17 protein-coding genes and 1 pseudogene are annotated in these 15,328 nt (G+C 33.0%); 9 read left to right on the top strand and 9 right to left on the bottom strand.

The window, feature by feature from the left end; translation table 11 throughout:
- Window positions 1–6: 6 nt before the first annotated feature.
- Entirely contained in the window at window positions 7–300 is a 294-nt protein-coding gene (locus phytr_RS02705; RefSeq protein WP_106874356.1) for a co-chaperone GroES, read from the bottom strand.
- Window positions 301–573: 273 nt separating this feature from the next.
- Between phytr_RS02705 and phytr_RS02700 the strand changes: the two genes are divergently transcribed.
- The 3 genes from phytr_RS02700 (at window position 574) to phytr_RS02690 (ending at window position 2,154) form a co-directional block, all read left to right on the top strand.
- Window positions 574–960 (top strand): hypothetical protein, encoded by a 387-nt coding sequence (locus phytr_RS02700; protein ID WP_106874355.1) that lies wholly within the window; start codon window positions 574–576, stop codon window positions 958–960.
- Window positions 961–1,090: 130 nt separating this feature from the next.
- Complete coding sequence (locus tag phytr_RS02695; RefSeq protein ID WP_106874354.1) at window positions 1,091–1,555, top strand: hypothetical protein; 465 nt, start codon at window positions 1,091–1,093, stop codon at window positions 1,553–1,555.
- Between the two features lie 179 nt (window positions 1,556–1,734).
- Entirely contained in the window at window positions 1,735–2,154 is a 420-nt protein-coding gene (locus tag phytr_RS02690) for a hypothetical protein (RefSeq protein ID WP_106874353.1), read from the top strand.
- On the opposite strand, the gene phytr_RS02685 is transcribed toward phytr_RS02690, so the two are convergent.
- The 7 genes and pseudogenes from phytr_RS02685 to phytr_RS02655 all read right to left on the bottom strand — a co-directional run.
- On the bottom strand, window positions 2,144–3,139 hold the full coding sequence (locus phytr_RS02685; protein WP_106874352.1) for a class I SAM-dependent methyltransferase: 996 nt from the start codon (window positions 3,137–3,139) through the stop codon (window positions 2,144–2,146). The two genes, phytr_RS02690 and phytr_RS02685, sit on opposite strands and share 11 nt — an antisense overlap.
- Entirely contained in the window at window positions 3,118–3,888 is a 771-nt protein-coding gene (gene lgt, locus phytr_RS02680) for a prolipoprotein diacylglyceryl transferase (RefSeq protein WP_106875028.1), read from the bottom strand. The genes phytr_RS02685 and lgt overlap by 22 nt, the downstream gene beginning before the upstream one ends.
- Before the next feature lie 9 nt (window positions 3,889–3,897).
- The gene (gene murB / locus phytr_RS02675; protein WP_106874351.1) at window positions 3,898–4,800 is read right to left on the bottom strand and encodes a UDP-N-acetylmuramate dehydrogenase; all 903 of its coding nucleotides are present in this window, start codon (window positions 4,798–4,800) and stop codon (window positions 3,898–3,900) included.
- 2 nt (window positions 4,801–4,802) lie between these two features.
- Window positions 4,803–6,221, bottom strand: a complete 1,419-nt coding sequence (gene murC, locus phytr_RS02670; protein WP_106874350.1) for a UDP-N-acetylmuramate--L-alanine ligase — start codon at window positions 6,219–6,221, stop codon at window positions 4,803–4,805.
- Window positions 6,218–6,643, bottom strand: coding sequence for a DNA polymerase III subunit chi (locus phytr_RS02665; protein ID WP_106874349.1), 426 nt, complete (start codon window positions 6,641–6,643; stop codon window positions 6,218–6,220). The genes murC and phytr_RS02665 overlap by 4 nt, the downstream gene beginning before the upstream one ends.
- A gap of 6 nt (window positions 6,644–6,649) precedes the next feature.
- Entirely contained in the window at window positions 6,650–7,912 is a 1,263-nt protein-coding gene (locus phytr_RS02660; protein WP_106874348.1) for an HlyC/CorC family transporter, read from the bottom strand.
- Between the two features lie 64 nt (window positions 7,913–7,976).
- Window positions 7,977–8,084, bottom strand: a pseudogene (locus phytr_RS02655) (DUF1674 domain-containing protein); the annotation flags it as partial.
- 42 nt (window positions 8,085–8,126) lie between these two features.
- Here phytr_RS02655 and phytr_RS02650 point away from each other — a divergent pair.
- Entirely contained in the window at window positions 8,127–8,831 is a 705-nt protein-coding gene (locus phytr_RS02650; protein WP_106874346.1) for an RsmE family RNA methyltransferase, read from the top strand.
- Here phytr_RS02650 and phytr_RS02645 read toward each other — a convergent pair.
- On the bottom strand, window positions 8,805–10,289 hold the full coding sequence (locus tag phytr_RS02645) for an Npt1/Npt2 family nucleotide transporter (protein ID WP_106874345.1): 1,485 nt from the start codon (window positions 10,287–10,289) through the stop codon (window positions 8,805–8,807). The genes phytr_RS02650 and phytr_RS02645 overlap by 27 nt on opposite strands.
- 582 nt (window positions 10,290–10,871) lie before the next feature.
- On the opposite strand from phytr_RS02645, the gene phytr_RS02640 reads away from it, so the two are divergent.
- The 5 genes from phytr_RS02640 (at window position 10,872) to phytr_RS02620 (ending at window position 15,287) form a co-directional block, all read left to right on the top strand.
- Window positions 10,872–11,378: a hypothetical protein gene (locus tag phytr_RS02640; protein WP_106874344.1), complete on the top strand. Its 507-nt coding sequence runs from the start codon at window positions 10,872–10,874 to the stop codon at window positions 11,376–11,378.
- 173 nt (window positions 11,379–11,551) lie between these two features.
- Window positions 11,552–12,805 carry an outer membrane protein assembly factor BamB family protein gene (locus phytr_RS02635; RefSeq protein WP_106874343.1) on the top strand — a complete coding sequence of 418 codons (1,254 nt, stop codon included), beginning with the start codon at window positions 11,552–11,554 and terminating at the stop codon, window positions 12,803–12,805.
- A 2-nt stretch (window positions 12,806–12,807) separates the two neighbouring features.
- Entirely contained in the window at window positions 12,808–13,533 is a 726-nt protein-coding gene (trhO, locus tag phytr_RS02630) for an oxygen-dependent tRNA uridine(34) hydroxylase TrhO (RefSeq protein ID WP_106874342.1), read from the top strand.
- 6 nt (window positions 13,534–13,539) lie between these two features.
- Window positions 13,540–14,358: an aminoglycoside phosphotransferase family protein gene (locus tag phytr_RS02625; protein WP_106874341.1), complete on the top strand. Its 819-nt coding sequence runs from the start codon at window positions 13,540–13,542 to the stop codon at window positions 14,356–14,358.
- Between the two features lie 74 nt (window positions 14,359–14,432).
- Window positions 14,433–15,287 carry a DMT family transporter gene (locus tag phytr_RS02620; RefSeq protein ID WP_106874340.1) on the top strand — a complete coding sequence of 285 codons (855 nt, stop codon included), beginning with the start codon at window positions 14,433–14,435 and terminating at the stop codon, window positions 15,285–15,287.
- The last annotated feature ends 41 nt before the right edge of the window (window positions 15,288–15,328 follow it).

Here is a 15,328-nt window from a genome sequence, read left to right as displayed (position 1 = left end):
TAAAAGTTAATTGTTTGATTTGATAGCTAAAACGTCTGATTCTTTCATAATAGAAAGAGTCTTACCATTTGATTTAATTTCCGTGCCTGCCCATTTTCCATAAACAACGGTATCTCCTATTTGAATTTTTAAAGGAGATATCTGGCCATTTTCTAATCTATAACCTTCTCCAATAGCAAGGACCTTGCCTTCCATTGGTTTTTCTTTAGCTGTATCTGGAATGAATATTCCGCCTTGTGTTTTTTCTTCTTGTTCAATAGGTTCAACCAAAATTCTATCGTATAGTGGTTTTAATGACATAAAAATACCTAATTTATTTGTTAAACGCGCAAGTAACTTATGAACTTATTACTTATGATATGTGATATAGGTATGTTTTATTAGATTTCAAGTTTTAAAGTTGAAAAATTTGTTAGGGTAAGATTTCTGCTCTCAAAATATATTAAGTATTATTTATATAAAAAAATATTTGAAATACAGAAAAAATCCTTTACGTTTTAGTAAAAAATAGTATTATTAATATTATAATTAGCTTAAATAACTTTTTTACAATATATAAATTTAGGTATAATTATGAAAAATACAGAATGTTATGTACCCGGTTTGCATCCAGCTATTTATGCATTTGGTACAACTGTTTTGCTACCATTTATCGGAGGGCTATTAGGAAATAAGTCTTTAAACAAATCTAAAATATTCAATACAATACAAGGAGCTGCGCTTTGTGCCATAGGAGTAGAAGGTGTAAAACAGTGTTTAACGAATCCATCAATCATATTAACTTTTGAGAATATAGGATTATTATCAATGAATATAGTATATAGTACTATGGGAGTATTAAAAATTCGCGATTGTGGCGAGCCAGTTGTTGCGCAACCACATTTTGCTGAAGCAGCAGCGATACCTCAATTACTAGAAGCAAGGGCAATACCTGAGGCAGCAGAAGTTCGCCATGACTGAATATTAAAGCTCTAGAAATTTTTCTAGGGCACACTAATCACTAATTAAGTATCCTTCAATTTAGTGTAATTTGTTTTACGAAGTTAATTTTGGTATCATAATTGCCAAAAAACGACGTATATGCAATTAAATGATATCTTACCTCTCCTTAAAAGATTCTTCAACCTATCTGAACACTGCTTTTTTATTTGTATCTTATAATACAACAACACTACTCTATGATAAGCGCATATCAAAATTGAAAGCAAAAAATTTAATGAAAGAATATTCTCAATTGGAGAAAATGAAATTAATTAACAATTCACTATGCTTTATAACAGCGGTCAATCACATAGTTAATCTTTTAAAACAAGGACCAGAGAGTAAGGGTGATCACGCTCATGGAATTGCTCTTGTAACGAATGCAGTTATGGTGAAAGATTTATTCTATGAAATAATGAATTATGTATCTAAGGAAATAAAAGAAATACGAAGCGAGGTTGAAGAAATTCCAGTTGCCGAAGTTGTGCTAACTGAAAGTGCAGTAGAAGGAGTTTCTTCTGGGGGAGATGTAGGAGTTATGAATGTAGGGGAAGAATCTAAAAATTTAGAATAATCAATTTAAACAGTTTTTTACTTTTCTTCAATTATTTCACTACATTGATCGCATAGATTTTTGAAAGCGTATAAATTGTGCAAAATAATATCTAAAATACAAAATAATTCTTTTAATTTTTTAGTCAAAATAAGTATAATAAGAGTTACAAACAAGCTATATAGTAAATCAATATAATTATGGATAATCTTGGATCTTTGGTACCAGGTTTGCGTTCTGTTATTTATTGCCACGGTCTAGTATGTGTCCGTCCATTTCTAGATGAGTTGATACAAGGCAAGGAAGGACCTGAATCTAAAACATTAAAAACAATACATGGGGCTTTGTTATCTATTCTAGGTGCTGAAGGTGTGAGAGAGTGCTTAAATAATCTACATTCAAGCCCATCAACTTTTGATAACACAGGATTATTACTAATCAACTCCTCTTATATGTTAGTTGGTGTTTATTACGTTGTGTCTAATATAAGAGACGAACATAAGGCCCCGGTTCAGGCTCAGCCATACTTCATTGAAGCATCTGAAATATCCCAATCAAGAGAAATATCTGGAGAAATACCCCAAGCAATAGCTGAAGCAATAGAAGTTACTAGTTCTTGAGTGTCAAAACCTTAAATAATTCTCCCATATCTTTGATTAGCCTATTATATTGATTGTGTAAAATATTGGATAATTCAGGGTTATGGGATAGGAGTTGTTGAAGGCGTAAAGATATACCATAAGATTCTAAGAAATCTTTTTGAGAATGGACTGTATAAGGTGCTTTTTGGATTTGGGCAATGTGTTTTAAGGAGTGAAAGTCAACGTGAGTGGTTAAATCTGCTTCGCCTAAATTGTCTAAGACGTCGCAGTATTGATGATTTTTTACCGACTGCAAGGTAGATTTATATTGATTGGGTTGACGTAATTTGGGCTCAATATCATAACCATAATCTATAATTAGAATGCTCCCTTTAATTTTACAAAGCTTCTGCATTAGTTTTTGTTGTTGATCAGATATTTCTATTATAGCTCCGTCTTGAGCATTGGGATGGTCATTTATAGATATAGGAGTCTTAGATATATCAAATCTTAAACCTTTTTTCACGATAACTTCATACCAGCTATTTTGGATTTTTTTATACTGCTTTATGGGTAAAGCGTCAAAAAATTCATTAGCAATAACTATGCCATTAGGAATATGGTCTATATTATCTATGTATCTGATTTTATCTTTATAAGGTGCTAGGATTTCTAGCTGTTTCTTTTTAAGATAAGGATTGATCTCAAGCAAGAATATTTGTTTTAAGGACTGAATAAATTCGGGCTTAATTTTGGAAACGGTGCGAAGTATATTGAAAATTAATGCCCCAGTACCAGGACCTAATTCAGTTAAATTAAACCCTTTTTGATTTTGCCATGCATCTAAACACCATAATGCAACCATCTCTCCAAACATCTGCGATATTTCTGGAGCGGTGATAAAATCGCTACCTACTGCTTCTTTAGAAGTATAATAATCATTTAATGCAATAGACATTAAGGCATCTACAGTGATATATTCTTGCTGCTCTAAAATATTTTCTATCTTTTTTTTAACAGACATAATATGCCTACTAAGATCATCGGTAAAGATAGTATTTGACCCATCGTGAAAGAATCTGCAATAAAACCGACTCCTATGTCTGGCTCTCTAAAGAACTCACATATAATCCGATTTATTGCGTATAATATTAAAAAGGCCCCGGTGATAGCTCCTTTGCTTTCGATTAAACGATATTTTTTAATAAGTAGATTTAATACTATAAAAGTAAGAAGTCCCTCTGATAAAGATTCATATATTTGACTTGGATGTCTTGGTAGAAACTGAGGGGGGAATAAGACTGCCCATGGTACATCCGTAATACGTCCTACTAATTCGCAATTGATGAAGTTAGCAATGCGAGCGAAAAAGATGGTAATAGGAGAGGCGGCAGCTAATAGGTCGGTGATTTCAAGCATGCTAACTTTTTGATTGCGACTGAACAAATATGCACCTATGAAGGCTCCAATTAAACCGCCATGGAATGACAATCCTCCTTCGTAGATTTTTAATATTTCGATAGGGTTAGATAGGTAGTGCAAGGGATCATAAACTAAAACATATCCTAACCTGGCGCCAACTATTGCTATTAATAGGTAATTAATCAGGTCGTCTAACTGATTTTTTGTGATACGTAATTTGTATTTATTTATGAGATGGCGACAATATAGGTAGCCTAAAATGATTCCGATAACATATGAGAGCGAATACCAAGAGACTGCAAATGGTCCTCCGACATGCCAGATAATTCTGTCGATATTAGGAAATTTGATATACATAATTTACTTTTCGCCAAGTCTTTTTACTTCCCATTCTAGCCTAATACCTTTTTTTCTGTAAACTTTTTCTTGGGCTGCTTCTGCTACTTCTTCAAGGTCTTTTGCGGTTGCGTTACCTAAATTAATTAGAAAATTGCAATGCATATCTGAAATTTGCGCTCCACCTATAGTAAAGCCTCGCATACCAACTTCATCGATAAGTTGCCATGCTTTTTCTGGAGTAGGGTTTTTGAAAGTACTACCTGCTGTTTTTTGGTTAATCGGCTGAGAAAGCTTTCGAGTGGTATTGATTTGGTCTATTTTAGCTTTAATAATATCTGGACTCACTCCAATTGCGTTCTCAGGTACTTTAAACCTTGCCTCTGCAAATACTAGCGGCTGGCTTATACTATGTGATCTATATTTAAACCCCATCTGCTCATTTGTAAATATTGCAAGACTTCCATCACGTTTGACGGCTATCACTGATGAGATAATATCTTTAAACTCTTTACTATAAGCTCCTGCATTCATGCTGATACCTCCTCCAATAGAGCCAGGAATACCCGCTAAAAACTCAAACCCTCCTATTTGATGCTCAAGGCAAAAGTGCACTAGAGAAGAATTGAGAGTCCCAGCTCCTGCTATCAAGCTATCTCCTTCGTGTCTTACGTAATTAAAGGCGGGGCCTAGTTTTATAACTGCGCCTTTTACGCCTTTATCTCGGATAAGTAAATTAGACCCGGCTCCTATAGTATTTAATTCATAATTTGTAGGAAGAGCAGAAAGAAAGGTTTGTAGATCCTGGAGGTTGGAGGGTTTATAAAAAATTTCGGCTTTTCCTCCAACTTTAAGCCATGTTAGGTGGGCAAGGCTATATCCAAATTTTAAAGTTCCTTTACAATCTTTAAAGATACCTAGATCCATATCTATAATTGCTTTAGTTTATTTGCAAAGCTTTCTGCGTGATGAGATATGCTGCCTGCTCCCATGAATAAAATTACCTTTGGACCTTCTATTTTAGATGTTATATCTGGTAAATCGTCGAATGAATCAAGTGGTTTAGAATTTTTATGTTTTATTCCTTTAGCCAAATCATGATGTGATATACCAGTGGTATTTTGCTCGCCAGCTGTATAGATTTCTGAGATATAAACATAATCTGCATCTTTAAAGCACTCGATAAAGCGATCAAATAAGTTTATCACTCTAGAATACCTATGTGGCTGGCATATAGCTATTAATTTGGCTTTTTTAATATCTGCAAGATTTCGTGCTGCTTTTAGCGTTGCTAATATCTCTTCTGGGTGATGAGCATAATCATTGATGACTATGTTATCCTTATGGTCTGCAAGCTTGGTAAACCTTCTTTTTACTCCCTGGAATGATTTAAGAGCTCCTTGAATAACCTTAGGGCCAAAATCCATCTCAACAGCTATGGCAATTGCAGCAAGTGAATTTAGCACATTATGAATTCCTGGGATAGGTAAATGAATTTTCTCGATTGTGATATTTCCTGTACCTTTTAGCGGGTTAGAAATTTTTACATCAAACGTAGAGAAAAAGTCACCTAATTGAATATTGAAAGCGTAAATATTTGCTTCAGGATTTTCGATTGAATATGTAATAATTTGGCGATTGGTAACATTTTTGACTAAATCGCGTACGATTTGTTGGTCTATGCAAGCAACTACATAACCATAAAAAGGTATGTTATTAATAAATGTTTTAAAGGCATCTAATAGAATTTCAAAAGATCCATAAAAATCTAAGTGTTCTGCATCGATATTTGTAATAACCCCAATTGTTGTAGGTATCTTTATAAAAGTGGCGTCTGATTCGTCTGCTTCGGCTATAAGGTAATCGCTACTACCGGTATAAGCATTCGTTGCCTTTTTGCTAATGATACCTCCGTTAATCACTGTAGGTTTCACACCGGCTGCTTCAAACATGTGAGCAGTCATTGAGGTAGTGGAAGTTTTGCCGTGTGAGCCAGATATGGTAATGCAGGTCTTAAAACGCATAATCTCTGCTAGCATTTCAGCTCTAGGAATTACGACAATTCCTTTATTAATAGCTTCAACTAATTCAGGATTATCTTTTGGAATAGCTGAAGAAAAAACTATATAATTTACGTTTTCAACATTAGCCGCATCGTGTCCTTCAAAAATTTTTATACCTCTTTGGATTAAAAGCTTTGTATGAGCACTTGATAAGTCCGATCCTTGTACTTGGTAGCCAAGGTCATGCATAATCATAGCAAGACCACTCATTCCTATGCCGCCAATACCAATAAAATGTATGATCCCAAGTTTGCCTTCTACTTTCTTTTTTTCGATTAATCTCATATGGTTTGATGATCCCAAGTTCCCTTTGAATTAAGTGTATAATAATTTATGGTTTGCTTGATTAAATTTTTTATGTTTTGAATCTGAGTATCTTCAGTACAAAATATCATCGCTCTCTGGAAGTTTGGTATATCAACTATATTCTCAACTAGGACCAAGGTATCAAAATCGCTTTTAACTATATCTTGCCAAGTGATTAAAATTGGCTGAGATTCCTTGAATTCATCACTTATAAGCCCATGAGGGATAAATGATTGCTGAGCAAATGTCCAGAGCTTGTTGTCTACCTCTTGTGCCTGATTATAATCTTTTGTTTTAACCAAGGTCTTATATCCTTGAGAGTAGCATTTGGATAATAGCTGACAAAGATATTTGTAAAGCCCTTCTGTGTTTAGTTTATATAGATTGATACTTTGGGACATATTTTATTATTCATCAGAATCGCTTCTGACTTTTTGTACGCTCACGCTCAAAATTTTATTAGCAACCTTCTTGCGTATTGTAATATTTAGTCCTAAAATTGTCAATCGCTCGCCTTTTTCGGGTATAGCTCCCATATGATTAATAATAAGTCCAGCTATGGTATTTGCATCATCTTCTGGTAGATTCCAATCAAGCTCTCTGTTAATTGCGCGTACTGTAGTGACCCCGTCTATAATATATGAATTTTCTAGTTCTCTAATACCTTCAGCGTCTTTTTCGCCAATGTCATGAATATTACCTAATATTTCTTTCACCACATCATCGACGGTAACCATACCTTGCAAGTCACCATATTCATCGACAACAAAAGCTACTTTATCATCACGTAGCTTAAAATTCTGAAGCATCTGACTTACTAATAAAGAGTCGGGTATAAACCAGGCTTCTTGGGTTAATTTACTTAAAGAAATTTTTTCAGGAGGGATTTTTTCCTCATACAAATAATGCATTAAGGTGCGAACATTAAGTACGGAAATTATGTTGTCACTATCATCCTTCCATAAAGGTATTTTGGTATATTTTGATGCTAGTGCTTGGGATATAATATCTTCGATTGGCAAATCGTGTTGTAGTGTAATCATCTTGCTTCTATGAATCATAATCTCATCTACAGACATGTGCGTAATATCCAAAACTGCATCGATCATATTCTTGTCGATTTTTTGTACGTCACCTTCCACTTGATAGTGCTTAATAATTCCTTTTACCTCTTCAACAGGTGAGATATTTTGACTTAAGTTAATTCTAAAAATAAAGCAAAAACCTTTTACAAAATAGTCTAAAGCATGATTGATAGGGTACATCAAATACAAAAACCATTTTACAATTTTGGATGATAGTATGACTATTTTTTCTGGTCTTGCAACAGCAATAGCTTTTGGTAAAACCTCCGCAAATATAATAATGGATAATGCCATTACGATCGAAGATATCAAAGTTCCCGTTTCTTCACCGTAAAGCATAATAAATAAGCCCGTTGCGATTGTTGTTGCAACGGTATTAAGCAAGCTATATAGAATAAGACAAGTGCTAATAACTTTTTCTTTGATCTTAATTAGTTCTAAGCTTATATCGGCAGAGCGATTTCCTTCAGATTTAATTTTATGAATTTTGGCGGGTGAAGCGGCAGTAAAAGCTGTTTCAATCGCCGAACAAAAGCAAGCTATAAGTATAAAAACTGATATTATAACTATCGTAACGGTAATCATTAAAGGCAATCAATATTATTTCAGTATGATTTAATTAAAAGGTTAAAGTCAATGGTCAGAACCATTAAAAATCTGTTACTTTACCGTTATGCTGCCAATCTCCGTAAGTAGTTGGTTCAGGTCCGTTATAACCACCAATTTCTTGAGGCTTATTGTCTTTTGAATTATTGTTAAAGATGTTATCATCTTGTTTTTGAATTTTAAGTCCGGGCATATGTCTATTAAAAATTATCGTTTATATATTCCATTTAATCTTTGCGAGGGCGCAATTATTAACCTAGATAGTAATCTATTGCACTACATAAGTATAGTATTAAGGCTTAAAGATAATCAACTAATCAGGGTATTTAACAGCAAAGATGGAGAATTTGTGGCTAAATTTAGTCACAATAAAAAGGATTCGTATCTTACTGTTACGAGTTTTATGCAAAAATCCAAGATATCTCCTTATTTACATTTAGGTATTGCAGTTCTAAAAAATTCCGTATTACCTGAAATGATAAATCAAGCAACTCAGCTTGGTGTCACGCATATTACTTTATTACAAACTAGTTATTCTCAAAACCACTCTTTAAATATACATAGATATCAAAAAATTGCAACAGAGGCAATAGAGCAGTGTGGACGTTTTGATTTACCAAATATATCGGGTCCTATTATGCTAGATGAATTTTTAAAAGTAGATCTAGACTTATTAATTTTTGCAAATGAAAAAGAGATAGATTCTAAATTGCTGAAGGTTCAAAATTGGCCTGAAAGGGTAGGTCTTTTGATCGGTCCTGAGGGTGGTTTTAGCTTAGAGGAAGCTCAAAAAATTCAAAAGCTTCCTCATGCTTTATCGGTAAAGTTATCGGATAATATATTACGGGCAGAAACTGCTGCAACCGCCTTATTAGCTCAGATCGTTTTGTTGAGGTAGTAGCTTTTTGTATTCTCCGTATATTTCTTTCACTGCCCATATCCACAAAAGCGAAGCTACTAGAAAAAATACCATAATAAGAGGTGCCATAGTAATAGCTGTTGCCGCTGGATAAATTGTTAAAACTAGTGATTGAGCAAATCCGCTACAAGATTTACCAATTTTAGAACTCACAAGATCAACGGCTGCTTTACCTTTAGTTTTTAATTCACTATCAAGAGGAATATACAGCATCTCACGTGTTGTATCCCATATTGAATATTTCGTACCTTTTACTATAATGTTTTGAATAGCTCCAACCATTACAGCTAAAAATAAAGGAGAGGTGGCAAAAAATAAGCTGGTTATGGAATAAACAGGCTGTTCAAAAACTATTAGAGCAAAAAACATAACGCCAGTAACAAGAATTAAAACAGGTGTAATAACTGCTGAAACAAACCAATTTTTATACCTGATAATATTATTGCCTATCACTGTCATAACAATAATCGATGCTCCGGTCCATAAAGTGGAATAAGATAAGAATCTTGCATACTCATTGACGTTTGGATATAGCTCTTTAATTTTCGCTTTCCAGATAGCTTCTATTAGGTTCATTGTTAGTCCAAAAGAAGCCGAACAAATTACGAGTAACCATAAATATTTGGATGAAAGAATATATGAAAAGCTTTCTTTTAAACCTAGTTTTGGTTTAGGTGCTTTTGATACTTTGGAGTTCCTTGAAATGCGTGGATAGATAATTCGTACTAAGAATAGAGATATAAAAGAAAATATGACTACCAGAAAGGTACAAGCTTGAACTAAGAATACTTTAGCATCACCATTACTAAACTGTTTGCTTATCCATGATGTTTCTGATGAAAGTGCGATAATAATGAACCCAACGAATACTATTGCGGTGTTGCCAAGTAAAGAAAAGCGTATATAAAACCTTTTTGCTTGTTCTGTGGTGGTTGTTTGGTTGGCTAGTTGCCAAAACAATAATATATAAAAAATATTTGGCCAAAATTCAGCAAATACATAAAAGACAACAAAGCTCCAATGTTCGCATATGGCAATATACCATTTTGCGTAAGGATAATGGTATACCAGCTCCTGCATTTTAGCTGGATCTAGGTGCCATAATTCAACATTTGGATATATAACCCATGCGAATAAAACAAAAAATGCTAGAAAAAAAAGGATCAAATAAGAAAATATCTTTTCCAAACTCAAAGAATTGACCATTTGTGCATATATAACCACAAAAATGGCGGCAATAGGAGAGACGCAATATACTTTAACAAAATTAGTGATTTCAGCGTTGACTTCAGCTATAAGGATGCTGTCTTTAAGGATCCTGAGAATGCTTTGGTTGAAGAGTATACAGAACATTAAGGCGGACATGGTGTAAAAATGGAAGTTTTCTTCCTTTTTAATAGGCCACAGTTCTTCTCGTAAATTTTTAAAAAAAGACATAGTCTTATATTTTTGAGAATATCTTAATCAAGAGACTTTAACTAGTCAATAGCTAAGTAAAAGTCATTTTGCTCTTTTTTAATTAATTTTATCCAAAACTTATTTATTCTTAATAATATAAATGTGGTTTATGAGGATATAATATTGTTTAATTAGATTATGTCATTGTGAAAAGTTTCTACAATGAGGGAAGGTTGGTATATATGTTATAAAGTCTTATGTTTGAGGTATTTAAAGAGAGGATATTCAAGAAATGGATAAGTATGAATATACTAATCTTTTAATGGAGTTTTTTAGTCTTCTTACTCTTCAAAGAGATGATAGTTAATTAAGTATTTTATTATTTTGAAAAGCATATATTAGAAGATAATTGCTACAAACATTATTTTATCTCTTAAAGAAGTAATCCTTGTCACTAACATTTACCTGAATTTAGTCTAGCTATTTTTTAACATTTAATTCTATTAATATTATTTTGCTAAAAGAATACTTTTTAGCAAGAAATATTTAGAAATTTGTTTTATTTATGATATAATATCAAATTAATAGTGTAATAGATAATAATATAAATGTAATATAATTATGTCAGATGAAGTGATTCAAAATAATTCAGAACTGGATGGTCTAGAAGCATTACATATCTTTCTTCAGGTGTATAGGGAAATGGAACAAAAACGATACGCAGAATTTCAAAAGAAGCAAGGTGTATCATTTTGTGTTGTTGGTGCTTCTGTATCCTTATTTATGATTAGTATTATGATCCCTAATCCCGTATATGCTATCGTATGTCTTTCTGCTAGTTGCCTTGGTTGGAGTGCATTCTTCGCAGATCTTGTGGGGTTGGTCGATATAGTAAATGCTTACGATTTTGTTTGTGCTAAGACAAGTTGGGTTATAAATAAAATCAAAGGTGTTCATGATACAGAAAAATCAAAGGCAGATTTAGATGAATCTAAGATAGGTGAAAAACCAAATGATGAGACTAGTTCGATTGAACTTGTCATAGATGAGCGACCAAATGACGAAGATGCCTTGCAATCAAGTGCTTCATTGTTAGGTTCTGAACAAATAAAGACGCACTTGATTTAAGAGTTTCATTGTAACCGAGCGAACAAATTAATAAAATCTTTAACCAAGTAGTATAGATTTTTAGAAATCATTGCCTAAGGTATTAAAACATCTATTTATACAAAATAGACATTGCAATTAAGTAGTTTTTGCCTCAAAATATGAGGTTAAAAACATACTTATTTTAGAGTTATATGATGAATAAACTTTTTGGTTTGTTGTTAATTGGAATTATGATTAGCAGCTGTGGTAGCAAAGGTAATAAATTACACCCAATACCATCTTTTACACCTAGCCTTAGTAAAGAAGTTTCTAATTTTGTTCCTAAATTTCCTAAATCAGTTGAGGTAAATAAATGGACTGGAATTGGTTTCATGAACGACGTTAGTGGTAACATAAGGGTTCGAAGTATTGATTTTAAATTTGGAAAATCTCCTTTTAAAATAAAGGCAGAAATTGCAACAGCTCCATTCATAATTGATGATAAGTTATTTATTTTAGATAAACAAAATAATGCATATTGTTTTGATTTAGCTGGAAATAAAAAAATATGGCAAACAAACTTAAGCCTAACGAATAAAAATAATCTTATATTTAGTGGGGGTATAACTGTCGATAAAGACAGGGTATACGTCACTAATAATACCAAAGAATTGATTATTTTAGAAAAGGATACAGGTTACGAAGTTTCAAGAATAAAGCTTACAAATATTATCTTCAATCCAGCGGTATGTGATGAAAAAAATGTTTATGTTATCGTTGGAGGGAATCAAATTTTTGCTTTTGATAAGGAGAATCTTTCACTTAATTGGCAAGTTGGTGGTGTTGAAAATAACATAAGTGTTGCAAGCAATAACTTCACTCAGCCCATAGCTTTGAAAAACTCGTTAATAGTGCCATCCATTACGGGTGATGTTATAAGTGTAAATAAAAATGATGGTTCGCTTATATGGCATTTTGCAGCTCTGGAAGGTAATATTTTAGCTCCAAAAAATCTTTACTCAAACCCTTCAGCTCAAATGTTGATCGACTCTCATGCGATAACTGTGCCTTATGTTCATGGAATATTTGTAAAGCTTGATATTTCTAAGGGTACTCCAGTTTGGCAAAAATCTATATACGATGTTCTATCTTTAAATCGTTTAGGTAATTTTACGGTGTTTAACAATAATGCTCAACAGGTTGTAGGATTATCTGATAAAACGGGGCAAGTTATATGGACTGTGGACTTGCTAGAACCTAAACAGAAAAAAAGTTATAATTTGTTAACTCCGATAATGTTTAATGACGTTATTAATGTATTTAGTTCTCAAGGCAAGTTGTATCAAATTAGTCCAGAAGGATCTCTGTTAAAAGAGATCAAGGTTCCAAAGGATGCTTCATTTTATGCTGTTTGGGGACAAAATGTATATCTTTTTGCTGGTAAACATATTTGGATTAATAGATAGGTATGAATAGCGATTTAACTACTTGGAGTTTTTACAGCTTTGTAAAGATTGATTCTCCAGATTTGTTAGTACCTAAGTTGCTTTTAGTATGTAAAAAAAAATCAATTAAAGGTACGATACTTCTAGCTGAAGAAGGTTTTAACGGATATCTTGCTGGTGAGCGTCAAAATGTACAACTTGCTTTTGATAAACTGCTAAGCTTAACAGGTGCTAAAGATCCAATTTTCAAAGTTCATAAGTGCGATTTTGTTCCTTTTAATAGGCTTAAGATTAAGGTGAAGAAAGAGATAGTGAGATTTGACGTCGATGGACTTGATATTGCAAAACAGAAGGGTCAGTACGTGAAATCTCATGATTGGGATGAATTAATTAGTAATAAAGATACAGTTGTTATAGATGTGCGCAATAATTATGAGGTTGAAATGGGCTCATTCAAAGGAGCTATTAATCCTCGTACTCGTACATTTCGTCAATTTGCTTCTTGGACCAGAGATCATTTAAATGAACTTCGGGGTAAAAAAGTAGCTATGTTCTGTACGGGAGGAATTAGATGTGAAAAATCTACAGCCTATCTTAAATCTTTGGGGCATGATGAAGTTTATCACCTTGAAGGTGGCATTTTACAATATTTAGAAGACAAAAAAGGTAGTCAAGATATGACTTGGTCAGGTAAATGCTTTGTATTTGATGATCGCATTAGCGTAGACAAAGATTTAAAGTCCTCTTGAGTATAAATGTTTGCTGTACAGCAAAAAGAACTAGATTACTATTCATGTAAGTGGCAGCTAATTAACCTAAAGCTTTTAAGTTCATCATCTACAAGCTATTTATTAGAAGGATATCAAGAATCAAGTAAATCCAAAGTAATATTAAAATTTGGATTAAAATCAGAGATTATTTCAGAAGCTTCTGCATTAAAGTTTTATAACGGATTAGGTTGTGTTCGATTACTTGCTGTAGATGAAAAACGCGGTGTGCTCCTCAGATCTTATGCTTATCTTCCATCTTTGAGGTCATTTTTTCCCAACAAAGATGAAGATGCAGTTTTATGTGCTGTAAGCGTTATGAAAAAATTGCATTCAAAAAAGCCTCCCAAAGATGGGTATCCCACAATTGCAGATTGGATAAATTCTCTAAAAACTCATAGCGTTATACTCAAGAATCATATAGATAGAGCTAAATCGATAACTAGAGATCTTTTAAATTCTAGCGAGCAGAACGTATTACTACATGGTGATTTGCATCATGATAATCTATTGCAAAATGAACAAGGTGAGTGGATTGCAATAGATCCTAAAGGAGTAGTCGGAGAGGTGGCTTATGAAGTGGGGGCTTTTATTCGTAATCCTATGCCTGAATTGTTAAAGTATAATGCGTCAGACATTATCAATCGAAGAATTAAGTTATTCTCAGAACATTTAGGTATAGATGAAGAGCGTATTAGGAAATGGAGTTATGTGCAATCAGTGTTAGCTGCTTGCTTTGCTATTGAAGATAATCAATCTTGGAGGCCATGGATTAAATGTACAGAATTAATCACTTACAGTAATTGAAAATCTTTTTTTAATTATACTTTTAACTTCTTTTAAAGATATGTATAATATGTATAATAACCTATTGAAATTGTATGGTTTATTTAATTATCGCTTCTATTATATGGTCTTTCACTTTTGGACTCGTAAAATATAATTTAGCAAATTTAGATGCAAATTTTATAGCTTTCTTAAGATCGCTATTTGCGTTGCCCATACCTCTGTTTTTCCTCAAGACATCTAATTTAAACAAAAGGCATATACTAACTTTTATTGCTTTAGGTGCAATTCAATATGGAGCAATGTATTTATCTTGGACTAAGTCTTTTTTCTACATTAACGCTCATTTAGTCGGATTATTTACTGCCATGACGCCTCTTTACATCACTTTAATAAATGCGTTATACCAAAAACATCTATCTTGGCTTAATGTTTTAACATCTACAGCTTCTTTTCTTGCTATAAGTATCATTTATTATAATGATTTTAATACTGTACCCGGTTTACTGAAGGGTTTTATTTTAGTGCAAATTGCTGATATATCTTTTGCGTTTGGTCAACTTACTTATAAAGACTTCAAAAGCAAATTACCTGGGTTGCAAGATCAAGAGGTCTTTGCTTTGATGATATTCGGGGCCATAATCGTTACATCAATTGCTACAACCTCTTCAAATGGTTGGAACTTTTTAGCGCAAATTTCCATTAAACAGTTTAGCATCATCTTATATTTAGGTCTTGTTTCAACTGGTTTGTGTCTTTTTTTATGGAATAAGGGGGCCTGTATAGTCAATACTGGAACTCTTGCGATCATGAACAACCTTAAAATTCCTTTAGGTGTTTTAGTCTCCATTTTTATTTTCCAAGAAAAGGCTGACTTGATTAAAATAATTGCCAGCTTGATGATTATACTTGTCTGTGTTTTTGTACACGAAAAAGCTCCGAAGAGCTAGTAAATAATCTTTAATTATTAAACACAAAATTATTTTCTTTA

Origin of the sequence: Candidatus Phycorickettsia trachydisci (assembly GCF_003015145.1) — a bacterium.
In the GTDB taxonomy this organism is placed as follows: domain Bacteria; phylum Pseudomonadota; class Alphaproteobacteria; order Rickettsiales; family Rickettsiaceae; genus Phycorickettsia; species Phycorickettsia trachydisci.
Note: the sequence above shows the minus strand (reverse complement) of the source record. Positions and strands in the feature narration are given on the sequence as shown.

Coding starts and splice junctions, on each gene's coding strand:
- phytr_RS02705 (WP_106874356.1), bottom strand. CDS start 300: ATGTCATTAAAACCACTATACGATAGAATTTTGGTTGAACCTATTGAA.
- phytr_RS02650 (WP_106874346.1), top strand. CDS start 8,127: ATGTCTATTAAAAATTATCGTTTATATATTCCATTTAATCTTTGCGAG.
- phytr_RS02665 (WP_106874349.1), bottom strand. CDS start 6,643: ATGTCCCAAAGTATCAATCTATATAAACTAAACACAGAAGGGCTTTAC.
- phytr_RS02660 (WP_106874348.1), bottom strand. CDS start 7,912: ATGATTACCGTTACGATAGTTATAATATCAGTTTTTATACTTATAGCT.
- phytr_RS02645 (WP_106874345.1), bottom strand. CDS start 10,289: ATGTCTTTTTTTAAAAATTTACGAGAAGAACTGTGGCCTATTAAAAAG.
- phytr_RS02690 (WP_106874353.1), top strand. CDS start 1,735: ATGGATAATCTTGGATCTTTGGTACCAGGTTTGCGTTCTGTTATTTAT.
- murB (WP_106874351.1), bottom strand. CDS start 4,800: ATGGATCTAGGTATCTTTAAAGATTGTAAAGGAACTTTAAAATTTGGA.
- phytr_RS02640 (WP_106874344.1), top strand. CDS start 10,872: ATGTCAGATGAAGTGATTCAAAATAATTCAGAACTGGATGGTCTAGAA.
- phytr_RS02635 (WP_106874343.1), top strand. CDS start 11,552: ATGATGAATAAACTTTTTGGTTTGTTGTTAATTGGAATTATGATTAGC.
- trhO (WP_106874342.1), top strand. CDS start 12,808: ATGAATAGCGATTTAACTACTTGGAGTTTTTACAGCTTTGTAAAGATT.
- phytr_RS02695 (WP_106874354.1), top strand. CDS start 1,091: ATGATATCTTACCTCTCCTTAAAAGATTCTTCAACCTATCTGAACACT.
- phytr_RS02700 (WP_106874355.1), top strand. CDS start 574: ATGAAAAATACAGAATGTTATGTACCCGGTTTGCATCCAGCTATTTAT.
- murC (WP_106874350.1), bottom strand. CDS start 6,221: ATGAGATTAATCGAAAAAAAGAAAGTAGAAGGCAAACTTGGGATCATA.
- phytr_RS02625 (WP_106874341.1), top strand. CDS start 13,540: ATGTTTGCTGTACAGCAAAAAGAACTAGATTACTATTCATGTAAGTGG.
- phytr_RS02685 (WP_106874352.1), bottom strand. CDS start 3,139: ATGTCTGTTAAAAAAAAGATAGAAAATATTTTAGAGCAGCAAGAATAT.
- phytr_RS02620 (WP_106874340.1), top strand. CDS start 14,433: ATGGTTTATTTAATTATCGCTTCTATTATATGGTCTTTCACTTTTGGA.